Origin of the sequence: Streptomyces sp. NPDC047869 (genome assembly GCF_040704065.1) — a bacterium.
In the GTDB taxonomy this organism is placed as follows: domain Bacteria; phylum Actinomycetota; class Actinomycetes; order Streptomycetales; family Streptomycetaceae; genus Streptomyces.
Genome location: NZ_JBEYRK010000019.1, coordinates 1 through 17,437 on the forward strand (window position 1 = coordinate 1; position 17,437 = coordinate 17,437).

Sequence of the window (17,437 nt, forward strand, 5' to 3'; positions counted from 1 at the left end):
CTCCGTCGCTCCCATGGTCATCCGCCGTCTGGTCCAGCGGCATCCCGACAACGCCGACGCCGTCTTCCGTGCACTCCTGCGCAAGCCCACCTTCGCCTGGGAACGGGACGGGGAGGAGCTGCTGCGCCGCCGCAAGGCGAAGCACTTCGCCCATGAGCGCCTGCCCAGCGTCACCCCGGTCGGCGCCCGCCTCGCGGAACTCCTGCGTACACAAGGGAAGAAGAGGCGATGAGACTGTCCACCGCCGAACTCGACGCCATGGTCGCCGAGGCGATCGTCGATGCCTACGGCGAGCACGAACAGCTCGCCGCCTTCCAGGCAGTCATCGAGGACCGCCTGGCCCTGCCGTTCACCACCGTCGTGCTCGGCATCCCCGTGACCGTCACCGCACTCCAGGAACAGCCCGGCAGCGGCATCGCCGCCCTGTGCGCTCACTCGGCTCTCTCATACACCCGCTGGAACGTCCATGATCATTTGCTCTCACATCAGGCCTCGGGATGCTAGAACGTTTGGGGTCTGGAGGGCTCAGATGGCTACCTTCTGGGGCGTGAAGACGACGACGCCCGCCGAGCGGGACATGCAGGAGACCGCGACCGGGCGGGACACGCGTACGGCGGTCCTCACTCCGGCAAGGCCCGCCGGTGCCGGACGGCACCGGCATGGCCGCGCCCCAGCACGCGGACGTGCACGTGTGCCGGGGCGACACCACGGCCCGTTTGGGGGCGCCTGCGTCAGGACCACCGACCGCACACTGGGCACCCGTGCACGACGACCATTGCCATGTCCACCTGGCGTACCGGCCGGGCGTCCCGCTGGTCGCGCGGGTCTGGCGGCGCGGCGTGCGCGTGGTCTGACCCGCCCGGATGTTCGGCGACGACCAGTCCTGACGGCGGCGATCCAGTACGAGTACGCGGGTTTCCGGACGTCGTACGACGGCGTCAGGAGGGGCGGGTCCGGCTCGGGCTCCGCGTGGGAGACGGGGACCTAGAGGTCCGGGACGGCGACGGTGTCGCGGACACCGTCGCCGTGACCGTGACCGGCGGCGCGGTCGTGGGCGTGCCGCCGGCGCCCGCTGAGCTGTGGTCCGCGGAGCCGCCCGAGGGCAGCATGAGGATCGCCAGGGGGACCAGGGCCACGCCGAAGGCCGCGGAGGCCAGCAGTAAGCGGCGGGACGGAGGGCGCCGCGACCCCGTGCCGCCGGCGACGACCCGAGGCTCGGGGCCTTGCCGGGTCGTGTACGCCGAACCGGACCAGGGCAGCAGGCCCTCCGCCAGGGCCGCGCGCGGGGTGTCCCGCAGGGTCGTCAGCTCCTCGTGTGCGGCCGTGCAATGCGGGCATTGCGCCATGTGCGCGTGCAGGTCGGCACTGTGGCGGGGGGCGTCCGCCCGCGTCGACCACTCGATCAGGCGGCGGAAGTCCGCGCAGCGCGGGTCGTCGGAGGCGGCCAGGCGCGACCTGAGACAGGCCTGGGACATCGCCTGGAGGGCCTGTGTTGTGCCGTACACCACGTCCTGGGGGGCGAGGTCGAGGAAGGCGGCCGTGCGGCCCGCGGGCTCCTCGTCCACGACGGCGTACCAGAGCAGGCCCTGGGTGCGGGAGGGCAGGGCGTGGAACGCGGCCAGCAGGGGCGGCAGCGGGGCCCCCGGGATGCCGGTGGTGTTCAGGACCAGCAGCAGGCCGGGGTCGAGGCCCGCGGAGCGGTCGTCGCGGGCCCAGGAGGCGGCCAGCCGGGCGGTCAGCAGCAGGAGGTGGTGGCGAAGCGGGACGCGGGGTTCCACACCGTGTGCCGTCTCGCGGGCCGCCGCCGTGAAGGTCTCGGCCACCAGCCGCCGGGCCGCCGACTCGCTCGCGGTGCACAGCCGGGCGTAGCCGAGGGCCGCCGGGCGGTGCCGTCGGTGGAGCTCCCGCAGCGCCGCGTAGGCGGTGGCGGTGTCGCCGCGCAGCAATACGGTCAGCCGCGCGTCCGGAGTCTCGCCGTACGGCCCGCGGCCCGCGTCCCCGGCAGTGTCGCCGCCCTGAGCCATCCTCGCCCCTCCTCGCCCGCCGCCCATCCCCTGTCCTGACGTACCAGCCAGTTTGGGGTGCCCATGGTGGCGGAGGCGGCCCTTTTGGAAAAGAGAGTTACCTGAGGTAACTGAGCGGGGCTTCGGTAACCGGGAAGCGGATCTCCGAAAAGCGGAGCGGTCCGGCGTCGTGGGCCGGACCGCATCCGCTCGTGGAGGTCACCCGGAGAATGCCTGTGGCTCCTCGACGGCGCCGGACGCAGCGAGCGCCGACGCCGCGCCCTGTCGCGGTGGGACGAGGACATGCGCAACCGCCAGCAGTACGAGACGGACACCGGACACCTCCCCTCCAGCGGCGGCATGACCGGCGCTCAGCGCCGAGCCGAGATCCGCGCCATCCCCGACCAGCTCTGCCTCGCCCCGCTGACCGCACCCAGGACCCACCAGATCCTGCTCACGGCCGCACCGGCCGCGGGCCTGACCGCGGTGAAGGTATGCGCCGCCTGGCGCGCAGCCTCGGGTTCGCACACGGCCGCTACTGGCCCAACCTGCGCGCATCCCAGCCCCGCGCGGCGAAGGCGGGAGCCGACGGCGTCCACAACCCGCGTACGCCTTGGGCGTCAGGGTAAGCAGGTACCGGCCGGTGGGGTGGGCGGGGGAGGGGCGGGCGGCGTGGATGGCGTGGACGGCGGCCCAGGAGTGTCCGAACCGCAGGAGTTCGGTGGCGGTGACCGCGGCGTCGGTGTCGAAGGCCTCGATCCGGATGAACCGCAGGCCTTTGATGTAGCCGAGCAGGCCGGGCCGTTCGGTGTCGCCGGCCGTCAGGGAGGGCACCGGCGCGTACAGGTCACCGAGCCCGCCGGAGGCCTGGACGTAGAACGCGGCGACCGCCTCGTTGAACGGGTCCTTCAACAGTGCGTGGCGCCGCCGGTGACGACGCGCGGACAGTCTCGTGCCCGAATGCATGGTTCCCAGGCACGGAGTCGGTGGCGGATGCGGGGCCGACGGCGGGTGTGGGCGGCAGTCGTACCGGGTGGCCCGGGTGCGGTCGTGCTGCCGCCCGGCTGACTCCCCGAGGACCACGTGCAAAACAGCTTGGTCTGCTGACGGAATCATCTCCGAGATGATCCCTCCTGACCTCGCCCCGACCACGCCCTTGTTGTGACGCTGTCCCCGTAGCAGACCAGGGCTTGATCAAGTTCCGGAGTCGTGTGGCTGGTCCGGGATGTGACCGGTTGGGGTGCACAGGAGAGCACGGGTTTCGTGATCATTGGGGTGTCGAAGCTCAACGATCATGAGATGGCCCGTGCCTGCCGTTGTATCTTCCCTGCGGTGCTGGTGAAGCTGGGGCCGCTCGATGCCGGCCGGGTCGCCGACCTGCGTCCTTACCTGGATCTGGTGCCTGATCCGCGCGCGCGGCGGGGCCGCTGGTACTCGCTGACCGCCGTCCTGCTCATCTGCGCCTGCGCGGCCGTTTGGGGAGCCAGGAGCCTCGACGAGCTCGCCGAATGGGCGGAACGTGCCCCGGACACACTCCTGACGGCTGTCGGCGTCCGCCGTCACCCACTTCGCTGGCGGCGTGCTCCCTCGCGGACCACGATCGGGCGGGTCCTGGGGGCCGTTGACGGTGACGCCCTGGACCGGGAGGTGGGCGCTTACCTCGCCGACCTTCATGACGCCTCCGCGCGAGCCGTGTCCGGACAGCGGCGCGTGATCGCCGTCGACGGCAAGGCCCTCAGGGGCTCCGCCCGTCTCACCGCCGCCCGCCGGCACCTCTGCGCGGTCACCCATCACCGGGCCGTGACCCTCGCCCAGGCGGAGGTCGGCGCGAAGACGAACGAGACCGCGCACTTCCAGCCCCTGTTGGAGCCACTGGACCTGGACGGAGCCCTCGTCACCTTCGACGCACTGCACTCGGTCCAGGCGAACGTCGCCTGGCTGGTCGAGACCAAGAAGGCCCACTACATCTCGGTGATCAAGGCTAATCAGCCGACCGCACACCGCCAGCTCGCCGCCCTGCCGTGGCGGGACATCGCCGTCCAGCACACCACGGCCTCCACCGGCCACGACCGCCGCGAGTCCCGCTCGATCAAGACCTGCGGCACCGCGGACGAGCTCGGCGGGATCGCCTTCCCCTACGCCTGCCTGGCCATCCGTGTCCACCGTCGCCGCAGGCAGAGCGTCCGACGCGAGAGTCGCGAGACCGTCTAGGCCGTCACCAGCCTCGACGCTCACCAGACCACCCCCGCCGACCTGGCCACCGCGATCCGCGGCCACTGGACGATAGAGGCCCTGCACCATGTGAGAGACGTGACCTTCGCGGAGGACGCCTCCACCGTCCATACCGGGACCGCACCCCGCGCCATGGCGACCCTCCGCAACCTCGCCATCGGCCTGCCCAAGCTCCTCGGAGCCGACAACATCGCCAAGACCACCCGCGCAATCCGCGACCAACCCGAACGAGCACTCCCACTCCTGGGCATCACCAACAACCGCGACGTCTGCAGAACTTGATCGAGCCCTGGTACGGGTAAGGAGGCGGTGTTGGCGGTCCGGAGGTAGGTCTGTCGTTCACTTGCCCTACTCTTCGTCTTCGATGTGGTGTGCGCCCGGCCCGGCGACGCGGTTGCTGTTGCCCACGACAACAGGGCACAGGGCACAGCAGCTTGGGGCCTTTCAGTCGGTCACAGCTCGGTCAGAGGCACGTGGCAGTGTGTCCAGTGGATGCTCCAGTCGCTGTCGAGCGGGGTGTAGCCGGCCTCTCGCACTCGTTCCGTCGCCTGTGCCAGGTGGCTCCGCAGTTCTTCGAGACTGCCGCTGCCCAGCTCCTTGCGGTCAGCGTCCAGCTCCAGCTGGAGGTACATGACGTGGTCCTCTCCCCGGTGCTCGGCACTGAACTCGACGGTGTAGTAGCCGTTGCTGCCCTGGCTGTAGATGGACACATAGTGCTGCGTGATCTCGTCCGGATCGAAGCCGTACTCTTCGAACACTTCAAGGGTTTCGTACGGCGGGTCCGTGACGTCGCACGAGCTGCACCACCACTGGATCTGCCATGGACCGTTCGGGGCCCACCCCTCCGTTTCCAGCCTTGCCTGGGCGAGTTCGGTGAGGGTGGTGAGCGTTTCGAACCAGTCTCCGTCGGTGTCCGAGGTGATGTCGCCGCCCAGGTGATAGGCCGACTCCTTCCCCGTGCCGTCGGCGAAGTCGTCCACGACCGTCAGAACGCAGCCGGTGTCCTCCTGGTACTCCACCTTCGCGTACCGCCGCTTGTCCGCGTCTCCCCGGTGGATGCCGGGCATGCCGGCACCCGTCCGGGCCTCTGTTCCGTCGGCCTCCTCGCCTTCCGCAGACACCGGGTCCGGGTTCCGGGGCCCGACGGGTGCGTGCCGGTGAGGATTGAGGCAGACCGACTCCAACCGGGCCTTTCCGATACGGCTGCTGATCAGCGATCCGGGAACATGCTCCCCCTGGCTGACAGCACGTGCCTGAAGGGGTCGGTCCTCGCTGCGGTAGAAGGCGACGTCGAATCCGCTGTCGAGCCACTGGCCGAAGATCTCGTCAGTTCCTGGCAGGCCGGAGCTGCTCACCTCGGCCGTGCAGAACAGTGCCCGGGCGGTGTCGAGGGCGATGGTCACCAGGCCCGCGCGGTCCGGCTCTGCGACTGCGGACATGGCGGGTTCGGGTGCCGGCTCAGGCTTCTGGGTCTGCCGCCCCGTCGGCAATTCGGGGATCGCGTCGGAAACGGGCACGGGCGGTCAACCTTCCGGAGTCGATGGACCCCGGTAGTGCCCGTCCGCACCCCGGTGATCTGCGGTTTCCCAACGCACCGTGCGCTGGGCTGGTCGTCACCCGGGGCATCCGCGGCGAGCGGGATGTCGTTCAGCAAGCCGGGGCTTGACCCTGGAACTCGTGACCGGGCGCGAAGGTAACACCCGTCCGGATCTTGCACAATGTGATCCACAACGCTTTACCCCTTGACCGGTGGTGTGGCATCGTTCCGCTCGGTCACGACGCCGATCGCGCCGAGGACCGGCTCCCACGGCCTTGTGGGAGCGAGCACCGATCTCCCTGCTGGTGGGTAAGGGGGTCCTTCGTCCACAGGAGGGCCTCATGCAGGTCACTGACGCTGCGACCACACCCCCGAACTGGGATCTCTACCGGCGGACGGTCGTCGATATCCGATTCCCGGACCGGACGGTACGGGTCGCACCGCGTCCGCGGGGCACGGCCGAGGGCCCTTTCCCCGACCTCTCCGGACCTGCCGGAACCGCCGCCCTCCACGTCGTCACGGCGTGCGACCCCCACGGCCGTCCCGCCCTCGCCGCGGACAACGCCCGCGCTCAGGCCCTGCTCCTCGACGAGCTCGACCGGCGAGGGCTCGCGTGGTGGCCCGCAGCGGGAGGTGATGCGCACGGCACACACATCGAGCAGAGCGTCGCCATCGCCGGCTTGAGCGACTCGGCGGCACGTGAACTGGGACGGTGCCTCCGCCAGGACGCGGTCTTCGCCTGGACCCCCGGTGCCTGGCATCTGCTGTCCTGCGACGGCGGCGTGACGGACGTCCAGGGATGGAGGGCGTTCACCAACAGGGGTCGGAGCTTCGTCACTTGGCCCACCGCCTGACGGACCCGCGACCGGACGCCGAAACAACAGCACCAGGAACAGGAAAACGATGGGCATGTACCCCATGCGCACCCCAGACCGTTGCCCCCGATGCGCCAGGGTGCTCTCCGGACCGCCCGCCGAGCGGGTCAAGGCCGACGGTTTCCCCGCGGAGGTGACCTACGAAACCGACCCCGTGTGCGGTGCGCGCTGGCATGTGTGGGACAAGACCTCCCTGCTGCGCCACTTGGCCCGCCCCCACGTGGACGGCACAAGCTGACGTCACGATGCTGGAGCCGTACGCCCGCACCGACGTCGACGCGGTCGCCCAGCGTGCCCCTGCCGCCCGCAGCCAGGACCAAACCTCGGCCCGGCGTTCCGGCGGGTGTCTGTCGTATGGAATAGCGGGTCTCAACGTCCCTGCTGGCGCAACCTGCAGGGCGGATAGCGTCCGGTCACACACGAGAAGGCCCGCCGCATCGAATGATCGGACAACCTGTGAGTACTGCTGGCTTCGGAGGGGGGACACAGCGCTCCGGCGATCCCTCCCGGATCGGCCTGCAGGGCACCAACGAGGGCCTGGACGCCGCTCGTGCCCGCGGCGCCCGACTCGGGCGCCCGTCGGCGATGACGGAGGAGCAGGTACGTCACGCCCGCGACCTGCTCGCCCGCCCAGAGAACACCGTTACCTCGATCGCGAAGCTGCTCGGCCTCTCCAGGAACACGATCTACAACTACGTGCCAGAGCTGAACGGCGGTCGCCTCGCACTGGCTGAGGCGACGAGCACGCCGGAGCTGCCCCAACCCACCCGGTCCGAGGACTGATCACCGCCGTTTGCGGCTGGTGACAGCGTTCTTACCGGCACGACGGCCGTGGGTTCAGCGTGACTGAGGTGCTTTCACTGGGAACCCACGGCGTCTTTGGCAGGCAGGCATGGAAGTGCGGTGGGTCCGTTGCCGCTGAATCGGCAGGTCCTTCACCACTGGGCTCACTCGGCGCGCTGTCCGACGCGGAGGACGCTCAGGTAACGGCGTGATGCTCGGTCACCCATCCGCGCGCGGATGTGCTCGGCGATTGCGTCGAGCAGGGGCTCACGGACGTCGCGGTCGAGCCTCCGGTACAGCGACAACGAACGAAGGTGATCGGCAAAGCCGTCCCCGTTGAACCACTGAACGGTTGGATACCAGCGCACGATCGTTGGGCCGAACAAGTCTCCGGGGTCGTCGACCAGGCCCCAGCCCTCGTCGGTGGTGCGCACGTCGTCCTCCAGGGGAGGATGACCCCAGCCGGGGTTCCCAGGGCAGAACCGCTCGTGGAGATCGGCGGTCTCGGCGTACACCTCCGGCTCTCCCGGTCGGCGGACAACGACGTTGCCGAGCAGTGCCATCCAGCCTGCGGGATGGAGCACGTCGTGCGCTCGCTGCCAGCCGATCGAGGGGTCGACCCAGTGCCACGACGACGCAGCCACGAGGACATCGAAGCGTCGACCGCGGTCGTCCCACTCCTCAAACATCGACGTCTCGACTTCGACTTTGCCGAAGGTAGCGATCCGCTGGCGAGCGAGTGCGGCCATGTCCGCGCCCGGCTCGATGGCCGTTACTGAGCACCCGAGCGCTGCCAGCGAGCGCGTCGCCTGGCCGGTACCGCAGCCCAACTCCAGCACCGACGACCTTTCGTCCATGCCGGTGACGGTGACAAGGTCCGCGAACAGCTCGTCAGGGTATCCCGGCCGGACCCGGTCGTAGAGCTCGGGGACTTCGTTGAACACTCGGCCGAGGTCCTGCCGATTCGGGCGCATCTGCGGATCATCAGTCACGAGCGCACAAGCTATGAGGCTCGTCCACGGGACACCACTGGTTTAACGGGAGCTCCTCGACAGCAGCCGTGCCGGTCTCTTCTGTCTGTTCCGCCAGCACCGTTCGGCCGGGGATCACTTCACGGGCAGCTGTCAAGACCACCCGCTCTGCCTTTCGGCCGCACCTCGGCGGTCTGCTCGATCTGGTCATCGAGCAGGTTTTGGGCGATGGCCGCGTAGCGGCTCGCGGCGCTGTGGGACAGGTTGAAGACCAGGGCGAGATGCAGTGGGTCGGCGCCGGCGGTCAGTGCCTCGTGCAGTACCCGGTCGCCGCGGACGCGTTCGAGGTAGACGCCCTGGTGCAGCAGGTGCCGTTTAAGGTGTTCGGGGCTCACGGGCCCGGCACCCAGGGCTGTCTTCGCGTTGATCAGGACGTGCCGGTTGGGGGTCTTTGGCCAGGTGGCCCGGCGCTGGTCGAGCCAGGCCAGCAGGGTCTGGTGGGGCAGTTCGCCGAGCCGTTGGCCATGTCCGGCGATGGTGATCCTGCGGTTGGGCAGGTCAAGGTCGTCCAGGCTGAGGTGTCGGATGGCCGTAGCGCGGGCGGCGTGGACGGCGGCCAGGGCGACGATCAGCCGTTGAGCCGGGGTGACGGCGATCCGCTGGACGGCAAGCACTTCGTCGTCGGTCATCGGCAGCAGGCTGCGTGGGATGTCCTCCGCCCTGAGCCGGGTGGTGGGGTTGGCGAAGATCAGGCCGCGCTTCTTGGCGAAGCGAGTCGTCGCCCAGTTCTCCAGCAGGGGCCGGACACAGCCGAAGTAGACGTAGAGACAGGTACGTGACCGGGGTTTGGCGCGCCTGTCACCGTCGAGGAGGACCAGCAGCCAGGCGTAGACGGCACCGGCGAATCCGTCGGGCAGTTCGCCGGTGCGGTCGTCGATCCAGGAGCGGATCGACGAGGCGCTGTCATCTTCCAGAAGGTCCAGGTCGGCGAGGACTTCGGCGACCCGAAAACTGGAAGCGTGTCGAGGCATTCGCGTACGGATTTCGGTGAGCTTCACGGGCTTGCCGGGCGGGCGGTGCTCCAGCACCGCCGTCAGGCCGTCCATCGCGCACCGCACGAGCGACGGCGACCATCCGTTGGCCTCGCCGAGTTGTTCGGCGTGGGCCGAGGCCGACCGGAGCGCGAGGTTGTCCGAGGTCAAGGCGGGGTGCTGCCAGCGTGGCGGGGGTGGGACTCCCGCCTTGCGCCGGTAGTAGGAGGCCAAGCCCCGGCACTTGTTGTCGCAGTACGCCCGGTCCCGCCGGGAGCCCTCGGGCAGCAGCTTGCCGCGGTGCACGCAGTTCATCGAGGGGGCAGAGACCTGCCTGTGCGAGGACGTGGGGCGACGGCGCGCGGCTGGCCCACCGCAGTGGCCTGCGAGTCGGTCGCCAACGTCGGCTTCGGCACCCGCTCCGGCTCGGGCAGCAGCAGGTCCTCGACGCCGCAGCCGAGCACCGCGCAGATGACGTCGAGCTCATCGAGCTTGACGGTGTTCGGCTGACCGGGCCACAGCCCCGACATCTTCCCCGCGCTGATCACCACGCCACGCTCGGCGAGCATCCGCTGGAGTTCGCTGGCAGTCCAGATGCCGCGGTTGGCGGCCGCCAGACGAAGGTTCCACTTCACTGGGCCAGTCCCTTCCATGGCTCGGTTGCGCGCTGCTGTCCGGCGACCCAGGCCTCTTCGACATGGGTGCCGTGGACGTGGATATACCGAGCCGTGGTACCGGTCCAGGCATGTCCAAGTAGTTCCTGGATGGCGAACAAGGCCATGCCGGCGAGATAGAGCTGAGAGGCGCAGAAGTGCCGCAGCACGTGCCGGGGTGAGCTTCCCGGCCCAAGGTCGGCAGGTGCTGGGCGGCGGCATCGGCCAGCGACCGGCGGAAGACGTCGGCGGTCGCCCGCGAGCAGGAACCGTCCTGGTTCTTGCGCTCGGAGGGGAACAGCGGGGCGCCCGGCCGGGTGTGGTCGGCGTCGAAGTGGCCCCACACGTCCTCGATGAACCACCGCAGGTTCCGGTCGGCGGCTAGGTTGTCGCCTGCGACGGGGCGCCAGCTCTCACTCTGTGCCCGGTGGGACCCAACCCCCCCCCGTCGGTCAGGTGGGCCTGCTCGGGCCGTCTGTGGGCCGTGCGGGGGTGCGCAACGACAACCAACGCTGACAAACGTCGACGGCTCCGTCGCTGGTCAGATGGTTGACCAAGGACGGAGCCGCAGATCGCAGGCGGGCGTTTTCAGAACTTCAAGTCTGTGCCGCCCAGAGGGCGCGTAGATCAGTTGCTGACTACGCGGGAGGGGCGTAGGGGTTCCCGTTGGACGCCGGCGGGCCACCCCACCGTGCCCCCGGTGGCGGGACAGGAACCCAGTCTGGGCCGCGGTGATCCAGCCACCACCTACCGATGGTGTGGAACTTTCCCTTGCGTCCGTCAGGCCGGGCGTCCGGGAGCCCGCCCCGTACGCGCTGCTGTCGAGGTCAGCCGGTCAGTGCGTGTCGAGGGTTTCGTGGCAGTCGATGAGGGTGTCGAGGCCGACGAGTTGCAGGGTGCGCAGCACCGCACCGGTCGGGCTTGCCGGGCGGAGCCAGCCGTCGGCCTCGGTGAGGGCGTGGTGGGCGGCGATGAAGATGTTAGGACATCCTGCGTACCAACCGCGTGCGAAAGGCGATTCCTGGCTCAGCACGAGATGGAAACAGAAGTTCCGGGCCGCGCCGTAGGCGGCAGGCCCGGGCGCCGACGCTGGGTGTGGCCGCTCCCTGCGAACCCATGTGACAGCCGGGAATGAGGGGTTTAGCGTCGAAATGGAGCTGGATGACCCCACTGGTGTGAGGCGAGCTGCTGTGGTTACCGACAGGGCCGATGCGCTCACCGTCCACAGGCTCCGGGAAGGCGACGAGGTCGCGTTCGTGTCGATCATGACCTCGTGGTCCCCGGCGATGCTGAGGCTGGCGCGGGTGTACGTCAGGACGTCACAGTCGGCGGAGGACGTGGTTCAGGACACGTGGCTGGCCGTGCTGGCGGGGCTGGACGGGTTCCAGGAGCGCTCCGCGTTGCGGACGTGGGTGCTGGGGATTTTGGTCAACAAAGCGAAGACCTGCGCCCTTCGGGAGCAGAAGGTGTACCCGACGGACGTGCTGGACGGCCAGGAGGCAGGTCCCGCTGTGTCGCCCGATCGATTCCGTGGACCAGAGGACCGGTGGCCCGGGCATTGGCGGGTCTTTCCTGAGCGGTGGCCCGTGATGCCGGAGGACGAGGTGTTGTCCGGCGAGCTTCGTCAGCGGATGGGGCGGGTTTTGGAGAGCTTGCCGCGCAGGCAGCGGGAGGTGATCGAGCTCAGGGACGTCTATGGGTACTCGGCGGACGAGACGTGCTGGATGCTGGATGTGTCCGCGGTGAATCAGCGGGTTCTGCTGCACCGGGCGCGTGCGCGGATGCGTGCCGGCATCGAGGAGTACCTTCGATCCACAGGGGTGGGGTGACGCGATGGCTGAGGCGGAGGGTCTCAGTTGCGCCGAGTTCGTGGAGCTAGTGACGGACTTTCTCGAGTGGGCGCTCGATACACGGTCACGTCTTCGGTTCGAGCAACACCTGGCTGAGTGCGAGGGCTGTGAGACCTATCTGGAGCAGATGCGCGAGACGTTGAGCATGCTGGGTCGTATTCCGCGCCAAACACTCTCGGAGGAGGCCCAGCACCGGTTGCTGACTGCTTTCCGCGACTGGAGAGCCACCGCGCCGTGAAACGCTTCGGCTGTCGGAGGCCGCATCCGTGGCGGGCCTGGGGGCGCGGCACCGAAGGTGCAGGTGGAGGGCACCAGATCACCGCGGCGTGACAGCGGGAACCTGGCGGGCACAGACGGCGTAGAGGCTGGGTGCCCCAGGCTGCCCTGAGGGTGCCGAGGTCGGCGAAGCTCGTTGTTGGGTGCCTGAGGGCCGGCAGCGGTCAAGCGGACACGCAGGTCGGGGCCATTTTCCACGGAGACAGCCTCGGGGTTTTGGTGTCGCCGGAGACACGGTCAAGAGCCGGACTACGCGTCTGCCTGTGATCTGCCGATGCGCCGCGTTCGGTGCAGCCGGCTTCGGTGCAGCCGGGATCAGGGCAGCCGGCAGGGCGGCTGTAACGCCCGGCTGGGGTGGGGGGACACAACCGGACGGGTCGTTCGTGTGGAGGAGGCGGACATGCGCGAGCTGCAGGTGGATGTCGTGGTGGTCGGGGCGGGACCGGCAGGTGAGAATGCGGCGGGTCGATGCGCTGATGCCCGGCTGTCGGTTGCGGTGGTGGAGCGGCAGCTGGTGGGTGGGGAGTGCTCCTACTGGGGCTGTATTCCCAGTAAGACGCTGCTGCGGCCGGGGGACGCGGTGGCGGCCGCCCGCCGGGTGCCGGGGGCCGCTGAGGCGGTGACTGGGGGTGTGGACGCGCAGTCTGCTTTCGCCCAGCGCGATTACATGACGAGTCACTGGCAGGACACCGGGCAGGCCAAGTGGCTCGCCGACCGGAATATCACGCTGGTACGCGGGGCTGGGCGGCTGGCGGGGGATCGCGTGGTGGAGGTGACCTCCGAGGACGGCGACACCACACAGGTGACGGCGAGCAGGGCCGTAGTACTGGCCACGGGTACGGCGGCGGCCATCCCGCCTGTCGACGGATTGCGGGACATCCGGGTGTGGGACAACCGGGGTGCCACCGCGGCCAAAGAGCTCCCGTTGCGTCTGCTGGTGCTGGGTGGCGGTGCGATCGGTGCGGAGATGGCGCAGGCGTTTCATCGGCTGGGCTGTCCGGAGGTCACCGTGGTGGAAGGGACCGATCGCCTGGTTCCGCGGGAGGAGCCGTTCGCGGGCGAGGAGTTGCGGACGGCTTTCGAAGCCGAAGGCATCACCGTCATCACCAGTGTCCTGCTGCAGAAGGTCCGGCGGGAGGCTGCGGACGCGCCGGTGGAGGCGACGCTCGCCGACGGCCGGGAAGTGGTCGCCGACGAGATCCTGGTCGCGGTGGGACGCCGTCCGGCGACGGCCGATCTGGGTCTGGACAGCGTCGGCCTGCAGCCGGGCCGTTTCGTGGAGGTCGACGACCACATGAGGGCGACCGGCGTGTCCGGTGGCTGGTTGTACGCCATCGGGGACTGCAACGGCCGCGCGCTGCTGACCCACATGGGCAAGTACCAGGCCCGGATCGCCTCCGACGTCATCATCGGCAAGGGCGAGCCAACCGCCACAGACGTGGTTCCCAGGGTTACGTTCACCGACCCGCAGGTCGCCGCCGTGGGGCTGACCGAGGAGCAGGCACGCGACCAGGACCTGCCGGTGCGGACCGTCAGCTACGGCACCGGCGACGTGCCCGGCTCGTATGTGCGAGGCAACGGGCTGGGTGGCACCAGCATGCTCGTGGTGGACACCGAGCGGCGGATCGTGGTGGGCGCCACCTTCACGGGCCAGGACGTTCAGGAACTGTTGCATTCCGCCACCGTCGCGGTGGTGGGCCGGGTGCCGCTGGAGGTGCTGGGTCACGCCGTGCCCTCCTTCCCGACGGTGAGCGAGGTGTGGCTGCATCTGCTGGAGCAGTGCGGGGTGTGAGGGGGTCTCGGCATGCCTGACGTGTCGTTCGTGAATCTCTTCGCGGTCACTCTCGTGGCACTGCTGGCCCCCTTCCTGCTCGGGCTCGCTCCCAAGGTGCGGATCCCGGCGGTGGTGCTGGAGATAGTGGCGGGCATCGTCCTGGGACCGTCCGGCCTGGGCTGGATCAGGGCCGATCTGCCGGTGCAGATCGTGGCCCTGCTCGGTCTGGCCTTCCTGCTGTTCCTGGCGGGCCTGGAGATCGACGTGCACCGGCTGCGCGGACGCCTGCTGGGCTCCGCACTGCTCGGCTACGTGATCACCGTGGTCCTCGGTGTCGCGGCCGGGGCGGCCTTCCGCGCGGCCGACTGGGTGCACAGCCCTGTCCTGATCGCGGTCACACTGTCCGCCACATCGCTGGGTCTGGTCGTGCCCGTACTGCAGGACGCGGGACGGGTGAACACCGACCTCGGACAGATCACCATCGCGGCTTCGTCCGTGGCGGACTTCGCAGCGGTGCTCTTGCTGTCGCTGTTCTTCTCCGGTTCCGGCGGAAGCACCGGAAGCCGCGTGGTCCTGCTGGTCGCTTTCGCTGCCTTGGTGGCCGTGGCCGCGGTTGCCGTCGGCCTGGCGGGACGCTCGATGCGGGTGGGTGATGTGCTGTTGCGTCTGCAGGACACCACGGCGCAGATCCGGGTTCGAGCGGCCGTTGTCCTGCTGGTGGCGTTCGTGGCCCTGGCGGAGAAGTTCGGCCTGGAAAGCATCCTCGGGGCCTTCCTGGCCGGCGGGGTCGTGGGCCTGGTGGACCGTGACTCCGCCTCCCACCCGCACTTCAGGATCAAGCTGGAAGCCATCGGGTACGGCTTCGTGATCCCGGTGTTCTTCGTCGCCAGCGGCCTGCGGCTTGATCTTCGCGCGCTTCTTGCGAGCCCCTCGGCACTGCTGAGGGTCCCGGTGTTCCTGCTGGCCCTGTTGGTCGTGCGCGGTGTGCCGGCCCTGCTGTACCGGCGTTCGGTGGGGAACCGCTCGTCGCTGGCGGTGGCGCTGCTCCAGGCCACGTCCCTGCCGTTCCTGGTCACCGCCACGCAGGTGGGTGTGGCCTCCGGCTTGATGACGCCTGTCACGGCGGCGGCCCTGGTGTGTGCGGGTCTGCTGTCGGTGCTGCTGTTCCCAATCTGCGCGCTGGCCCTGCTACGAGAGCGGGCCAGGCCCGAGCTCCCTGCCCGAATGGATTCGAGGATGGGCGAAGCCATGTGAGCGGGTCTGGGGAGAACCATGTGGGCGAAGCCGTGTGATCGGGTCTGCTGAGAACCATGCGGGCGAAGCCGTGTGAGCGGATCTGCTGAGACTGCGGGCGCAGCCAGTGAGGGTGGCGGAGCTGTGGCCGTCACCCCCGGCATCTCGTTCAGGCTCCGGCGATCTCCACGAACACTTTGATCGCACCCGGCGCACCGAGCGCGGCGAGCGCCTCGTCGTAGTGGTCGAGTCCGTGGACCGGGTGGGTGAGCAGGCGCGAAAGCCAGCCCGGGTACTGAGCTTCGGCGACGGCGAGGTCCCGGACGCCTGCCTCGAAATGTTCGCGGTTGGCGTTGACGGTGCCGAACATGACCTTGTTGCCGAGGACGAAGTCCAGGTTAATCGCGTCCGAGGGGACTTCGCTGCGGCGCATGCCGCCGGTGACGCTGGACAACACGAGAATGCCGTTCTTGGCGACGAGATGGCACATGGCGTCGAAGACGATGGGCGAGTACCCGGTCGCCTCAAACACCAGGTCGTAACCGCCCGTCTGGGCGGCGTTCTGGGCGAGAGACTGCTGCTTGGTGCTGATGTAGGCGGCGCCGACGGCCTCGGCGAGGTCGGAGTTGAGGTAGGGCGGCTCGTCCAGGCCGAAAGTGGTGACCGCCAGGCCGCGGTTGCGCAGGATCACGGTCGCGAGCAGTCCGATGGTTCCCGCGCCAAGGACCGCCGCACGGCGAGGCTGCCACACCTTCAACCGCCGCTGGATCTCGTATGCCTCGATGATGCCCTTCTCCGCCACACTGGTGGGCTCCAGCAGGACGGCCACGTGGTTGAGGCCCTGGGGGATTTTGATGAGGTAGCGGGGATCTTCGACGTAGTACTCGGTCAGGAAGCCGTTGACCCGGCTGATGCCGTGCTCGTAGTAGGCGTCGTCCGTGGTCATGTCGGGCGTGTCGATCAGGTCGTAGAGACTGTCCCCGGCCCGGCGGACCCGGGCTACCACGTAGTCGCCCGGGGCGAACTCGGTGACGGCAGGGCCGATCTCCTCCACGCGGCCGAGGCTTTCGTGGCCCGTGATCAGGTAGTCCTGCCCGGCAGGGGCGGTGCCGTACTCCCCGGCGTTGATCTCCTTGTCGGTGCCGTCCAGTCCCAGGCGCAGGATACGGACCATGACTCCACGACCGTGCGGGATGTCCTCCAGTGCCGGCCGGGGGACGTCGATGAGGTGCGCGCTGCCGGCTTTTCCGGGAAAAACGCCGATGGCTTTCATGGTGTCGGTATTCCTCTCTGGTGAGCGGCTCGGGTCACGAACGGGTGCCGGGACTGCGCCCGTGGGAGTGCGCCAGGTGACGGCAGGCTTGTGCCGGACCGCCTCGCTTGCGGCTGACCGTCTGACCGGTATGCCGCCGGTGCATGGCCGTCGGGACCGCACCCTGCGCACACGCCGCTCCGGCGGGGTGTAGCGACAATCCAAGAAGGGGCAGGCGTAGGCGTCGTCGTGGATGAGCTTTCCGCACGCCACCGTCCGGCGGCGCCGCCGGTACAGCACCGCCGCGGCCAGCGCGCCCGCCGGCGGGGCGATCAGGTACACCCACCATCCGGTCCAGGTGCCGCCCACCAGAGCCGGTCCCAGGCTGCGCGCGGGATTGAGGCTGGTGCCCGACACCGGCGCCTCGACGAACACCAGCGTCGCGACCAGCAGACCTGCCGCCGCAGCCGTATACGGCATCAGCCGGGGTCGGTCCACCAGGTTCAGGATCAACGCCACCAGCAAGAACGTGGCTGCGGCCTCGGCCGCCAGACAGGCCCAGACACCCCCGGTCCCGGGCACGGTCGCACCGAGCTGCACGTCGGTGGCCCAGCTGCCCCACAGCAGCAGGACGAGCACCGTCCCCAGGATCGCTCCCGCGACCTGCGCTGCCGCGTAGCCGGCGGCGCTGCGTCCGGTCATCTTGCCCAGCCGGTAGAAGGCGAGGGTGACGGCCGGGTTGATATGCCCTCCGCTGATGCGGCCGAGCGGGGAATAGACGATCAAGGTCGCCGAGCCCGCGAACAGCACCCCGGTCAGCAGTCGGCGCAGGTCCACGCTCGGAACGGCGGCGACCACGGGCGAGTGGGCTGCGAAGTCGGCGACGACCGCGCTGAGGCCCAGCAACAGCAGCAGGGCGGTGCCGGTGAACTCGGCGGCCATCTCACGCCATCCCGTCACGGTGCGG

Annotated in this window: 18 protein-coding genes, 2 pseudogenes and 1 riboswitch; of the genes and pseudogenes, 11 read left to right on the forward strand and 9 right to left on the reverse strand. The window is 69.3% G+C overall.

What is annotated here, in order from left to right:
• Positions 1-232 (forward strand): annotated as a pseudogene (locus tag AB0924_RS23640) (hypothetical protein); the annotation flags it as partial.
• Positions 229-504: a hypothetical protein gene (locus AB0924_RS23645; RefSeq protein ID WP_366912436.1), complete on the forward strand. Its 276-nt coding sequence runs from the start codon at positions 229-231 to the stop codon at positions 502-504. The pseudogene AB0924_RS23640 and the gene AB0924_RS23645, both read left to right, overlap by 4 nt.
• Positions 505-950: 446 nt before the next feature.
• On the opposite strand, the pseudogene AB0924_RS23650 reads toward AB0924_RS23645, so the two are convergent.
• Both AB0924_RS23650 and AB0924_RS23655 read right to left on the reverse strand, forming a co-directional pair.
• Positions 951-2,024, reverse strand: a pseudogene (locus AB0924_RS23650) (ricin-type beta-trefoil lectin domain protein); the annotation flags it as partial.
• 198 nt (positions 2,025-2,222) lie between these two features.
• On the reverse strand, positions 2,223-2,915 hold the full coding sequence (locus AB0924_RS23655) for a hypothetical protein (RefSeq protein ID WP_366912437.1): 693 nt from the start codon (positions 2,913-2,915) through the stop codon (positions 2,223-2,225).
• A 420-nt stretch (positions 2,916-3,335) separates the two neighbouring features.
• Here AB0924_RS23655 and AB0924_RS23660 point away from each other — a divergent pair, with 420 nt between their 5' ends.
• Both AB0924_RS23660 and AB0924_RS23665 read left to right on the forward strand, forming a co-directional pair.
• Positions 3,336-4,214, forward strand: coding sequence for an ISAs1 family transposase (locus tag AB0924_RS23660; RefSeq protein WP_366912438.1), 879 nt, complete (start codon positions 3,336-3,338; stop codon positions 4,212-4,214).
• A 99-nt stretch (positions 4,215-4,313) separates the two neighbouring features.
• Positions 4,314-4,517, forward strand: coding sequence for a hypothetical protein (locus AB0924_RS23665; RefSeq protein ID WP_366912439.1), 204 nt, complete (start codon positions 4,314-4,316; stop codon positions 4,515-4,517).
• A 170-nt stretch (positions 4,518-4,687) separates the two neighbouring features.
• Here the strand turns inward: AB0924_RS23665 and AB0924_RS23670 are convergent, their stop codons facing one another.
• Positions 4,688-5,674, reverse strand: coding sequence for a hypothetical protein (locus tag AB0924_RS23670; protein WP_366912440.1), 987 nt, complete (start codon positions 5,672-5,674; stop codon positions 4,688-4,690).
• Positions 5,675-5,808: 134 nt separating this feature from the next.
• Positions 5,809-5,918: riboswitch (SAM riboswitch) on the reverse strand.
• Between the two features lie 195 nt (positions 5,919-6,113).
• On the opposite strand from AB0924_RS23670, the gene AB0924_RS23675 reads away from it, so the two are divergent.
• The 3 genes from AB0924_RS23675 to AB0924_RS23685 all read left to right on the forward strand — a co-directional run bounded on the left by AB0924_RS23675 (position 6,114) and on the right by AB0924_RS23685 (position 7,430).
• The gene (locus AB0924_RS23675; RefSeq protein WP_358940098.1) at positions 6,114-6,626 is read left to right on the forward strand and encodes a DUF3293 domain-containing protein; all 513 of its coding nucleotides are present in this window, start codon (positions 6,114-6,116) and stop codon (positions 6,624-6,626) included.
• A 100-nt stretch (positions 6,627-6,726) separates the two neighbouring features.
• Positions 6,727-6,885 carry a hypothetical protein gene (locus AB0924_RS23680; protein WP_358940097.1) on the forward strand — a complete coding sequence of 53 codons (159 nt, stop codon included), beginning with the start codon at positions 6,727-6,729 and terminating at the stop codon, positions 6,883-6,885.
• A gap of 218 nt (positions 6,886-7,103) precedes the next feature.
• A complete protein-coding gene (locus tag AB0924_RS23685) occupies positions 7,104-7,430 on the forward strand; it encodes a helix-turn-helix domain-containing protein (RefSeq protein WP_366912441.1) in 327 nt (108 codons plus the stop codon).
• Positions 7,431-7,594: 164 nt separating this feature from the next.
• On the opposite strand, the gene AB0924_RS23690 is transcribed toward AB0924_RS23685, so the two are convergent.
• The 5 genes from AB0924_RS23690 to AB0924_RS23710 all read right to left on the reverse strand — a co-directional run bounded on the left by AB0924_RS23690 (position 7,595) and on the right by AB0924_RS23710 (position 11,118).
• Positions 7,595-8,422 (reverse strand): methyltransferase domain-containing protein, encoded by an 828-nt coding sequence (locus tag AB0924_RS23690; protein WP_366912442.1) that lies wholly within the window; start codon positions 8,420-8,422, stop codon positions 7,595-7,597.
• A 119-nt stretch (positions 8,423-8,541) separates the two neighbouring features.
• Positions 8,542-9,747, reverse strand: a complete 1,206-nt coding sequence (locus AB0924_RS23695) for a hypothetical protein (RefSeq protein WP_366912443.1) — start codon at positions 9,745-9,747, stop codon at positions 8,542-8,544.
• Entirely contained in the window at positions 9,744-10,067 is a 324-nt protein-coding gene (locus tag AB0924_RS23700; RefSeq protein ID WP_366912444.1) for a helix-turn-helix transcriptional regulator, read from the reverse strand. Before AB0924_RS23700 ends, AB0924_RS23695 begins: the two co-directional genes overlap by 4 nt.
• The gene (locus tag AB0924_RS23705) at positions 10,064-10,213 is read right to left on the reverse strand and encodes a hypothetical protein (protein ID WP_366912445.1); all 150 of its coding nucleotides are present in this window, start codon (positions 10,211-10,213) and stop codon (positions 10,064-10,066) included. Before AB0924_RS23705 ends, AB0924_RS23700 begins: the two co-directional genes overlap by 4 nt.
• Positions 10,214-10,920: 707 nt before the next feature.
• Positions 10,921-11,118, reverse strand: coding sequence for a hypothetical protein (locus tag AB0924_RS23710; RefSeq protein ID WP_366912446.1), 198 nt, complete (start codon positions 11,116-11,118; stop codon positions 10,921-10,923).
• A 118-nt stretch (positions 11,119-11,236) separates the two neighbouring features.
• On the opposite strand from AB0924_RS23710, the gene AB0924_RS23715 reads away from it, so the two are divergent.
• From AB0924_RS23715 to AB0924_RS23730, 4 genes are all read left to right on the forward strand, one after another.
• Positions 11,237-11,914 carry a sigma-70 family RNA polymerase sigma factor gene (locus AB0924_RS23715; protein ID WP_366912447.1) on the forward strand — a complete coding sequence of 226 codons (678 nt, stop codon included), beginning with the start codon at positions 11,237-11,239 and terminating at the stop codon, positions 11,912-11,914.
• Between the two features lie 4 nt (positions 11,915-11,918).
• Positions 11,919-12,173, forward strand: coding sequence for a zf-HC2 domain-containing protein (locus AB0924_RS23720; RefSeq protein ID WP_358940088.1), 255 nt, complete (start codon positions 11,919-11,921; stop codon positions 12,171-12,173).
• Positions 12,174-12,611: 438 nt separating this feature from the next.
• A complete protein-coding gene (locus AB0924_RS23725; RefSeq protein WP_358940087.1) occupies positions 12,612-14,003 on the forward strand; it encodes an NAD(P)/FAD-dependent oxidoreductase in 1,392 nt (463 codons plus the stop codon).
• Positions 14,004-14,015: 12 nt separating this feature from the next.
• The gene (locus AB0924_RS23730; protein ID WP_366912448.1) at positions 14,016-15,239 is read left to right on the forward strand and encodes a cation:proton antiporter; all 1,224 of its coding nucleotides are present in this window, start codon (positions 14,016-14,018) and stop codon (positions 15,237-15,239) included.
• A gap of 148 nt (positions 15,240-15,387) precedes the next feature.
• Here the strand turns inward: AB0924_RS23730 and AB0924_RS23735 are convergent, their stop codons facing one another.
• A complete protein-coding gene (locus AB0924_RS23735) occupies positions 15,388-17,430 on the reverse strand; it encodes an aquaporin (protein WP_366912449.1) in 2,043 nt (680 codons plus the stop codon).
• Positions 17,431-17,437 lie beyond the last annotated feature (7 nt).

Excerpts from the sequence above, each read along its gene's own strand:
- AB0924_RS23670 (WP_366912440.1), bottom strand. The coding sequence starts at position 5,674 with ATGTCCGCAGTCGCAGAGCCGGACCGCGCGGGCCTGGTGACCATCGCC.
- AB0924_RS23695 (WP_366912443.1), bottom strand. The coding sequence starts at position 9,747 with ATGAACTGCGTGCACCGCGGCAAGCTGCTGCCCGAGGGCTCCCGGCGG.
- AB0924_RS23725 (WP_358940087.1), top strand. The coding sequence starts at position 12,612 with ATGCGCGAGCTGCAGGTGGATGTCGTGGTGGTCGGGGCGGGACCGGCA.
- AB0924_RS23715 (WP_366912447.1), top strand. The coding sequence starts at position 11,237 with ATGGAGCTGGATGACCCCACTGGTGTGAGGCGAGCTGCTGTGGTTACC.
- AB0924_RS23720 (WP_358940088.1), top strand. The coding sequence starts at position 11,919 with ATGGCTGAGGCGGAGGGTCTCAGTTGCGCCGAGTTCGTGGAGCTAGTG.
- AB0924_RS23705 (WP_366912445.1), bottom strand. The coding sequence starts at position 10,213 with ATGGCCTTGTTCGCCATCCAGGAACTACTTGGACATGCCTGGACCGGT.
- AB0924_RS23645 (WP_366912436.1), top strand. The coding sequence starts at position 229 with ATGAGACTGTCCACCGCCGAACTCGACGCCATGGTCGCCGAGGCGATC.
- AB0924_RS23730 (WP_366912448.1), top strand. The coding sequence starts at position 14,016 with ATGCCTGACGTGTCGTTCGTGAATCTCTTCGCGGTCACTCTCGTGGCA.
- AB0924_RS23675 (WP_358940098.1), top strand. The coding sequence starts at position 6,114 with ATGCAGGTCACTGACGCTGCGACCACACCCCCGAACTGGGATCTCTAC.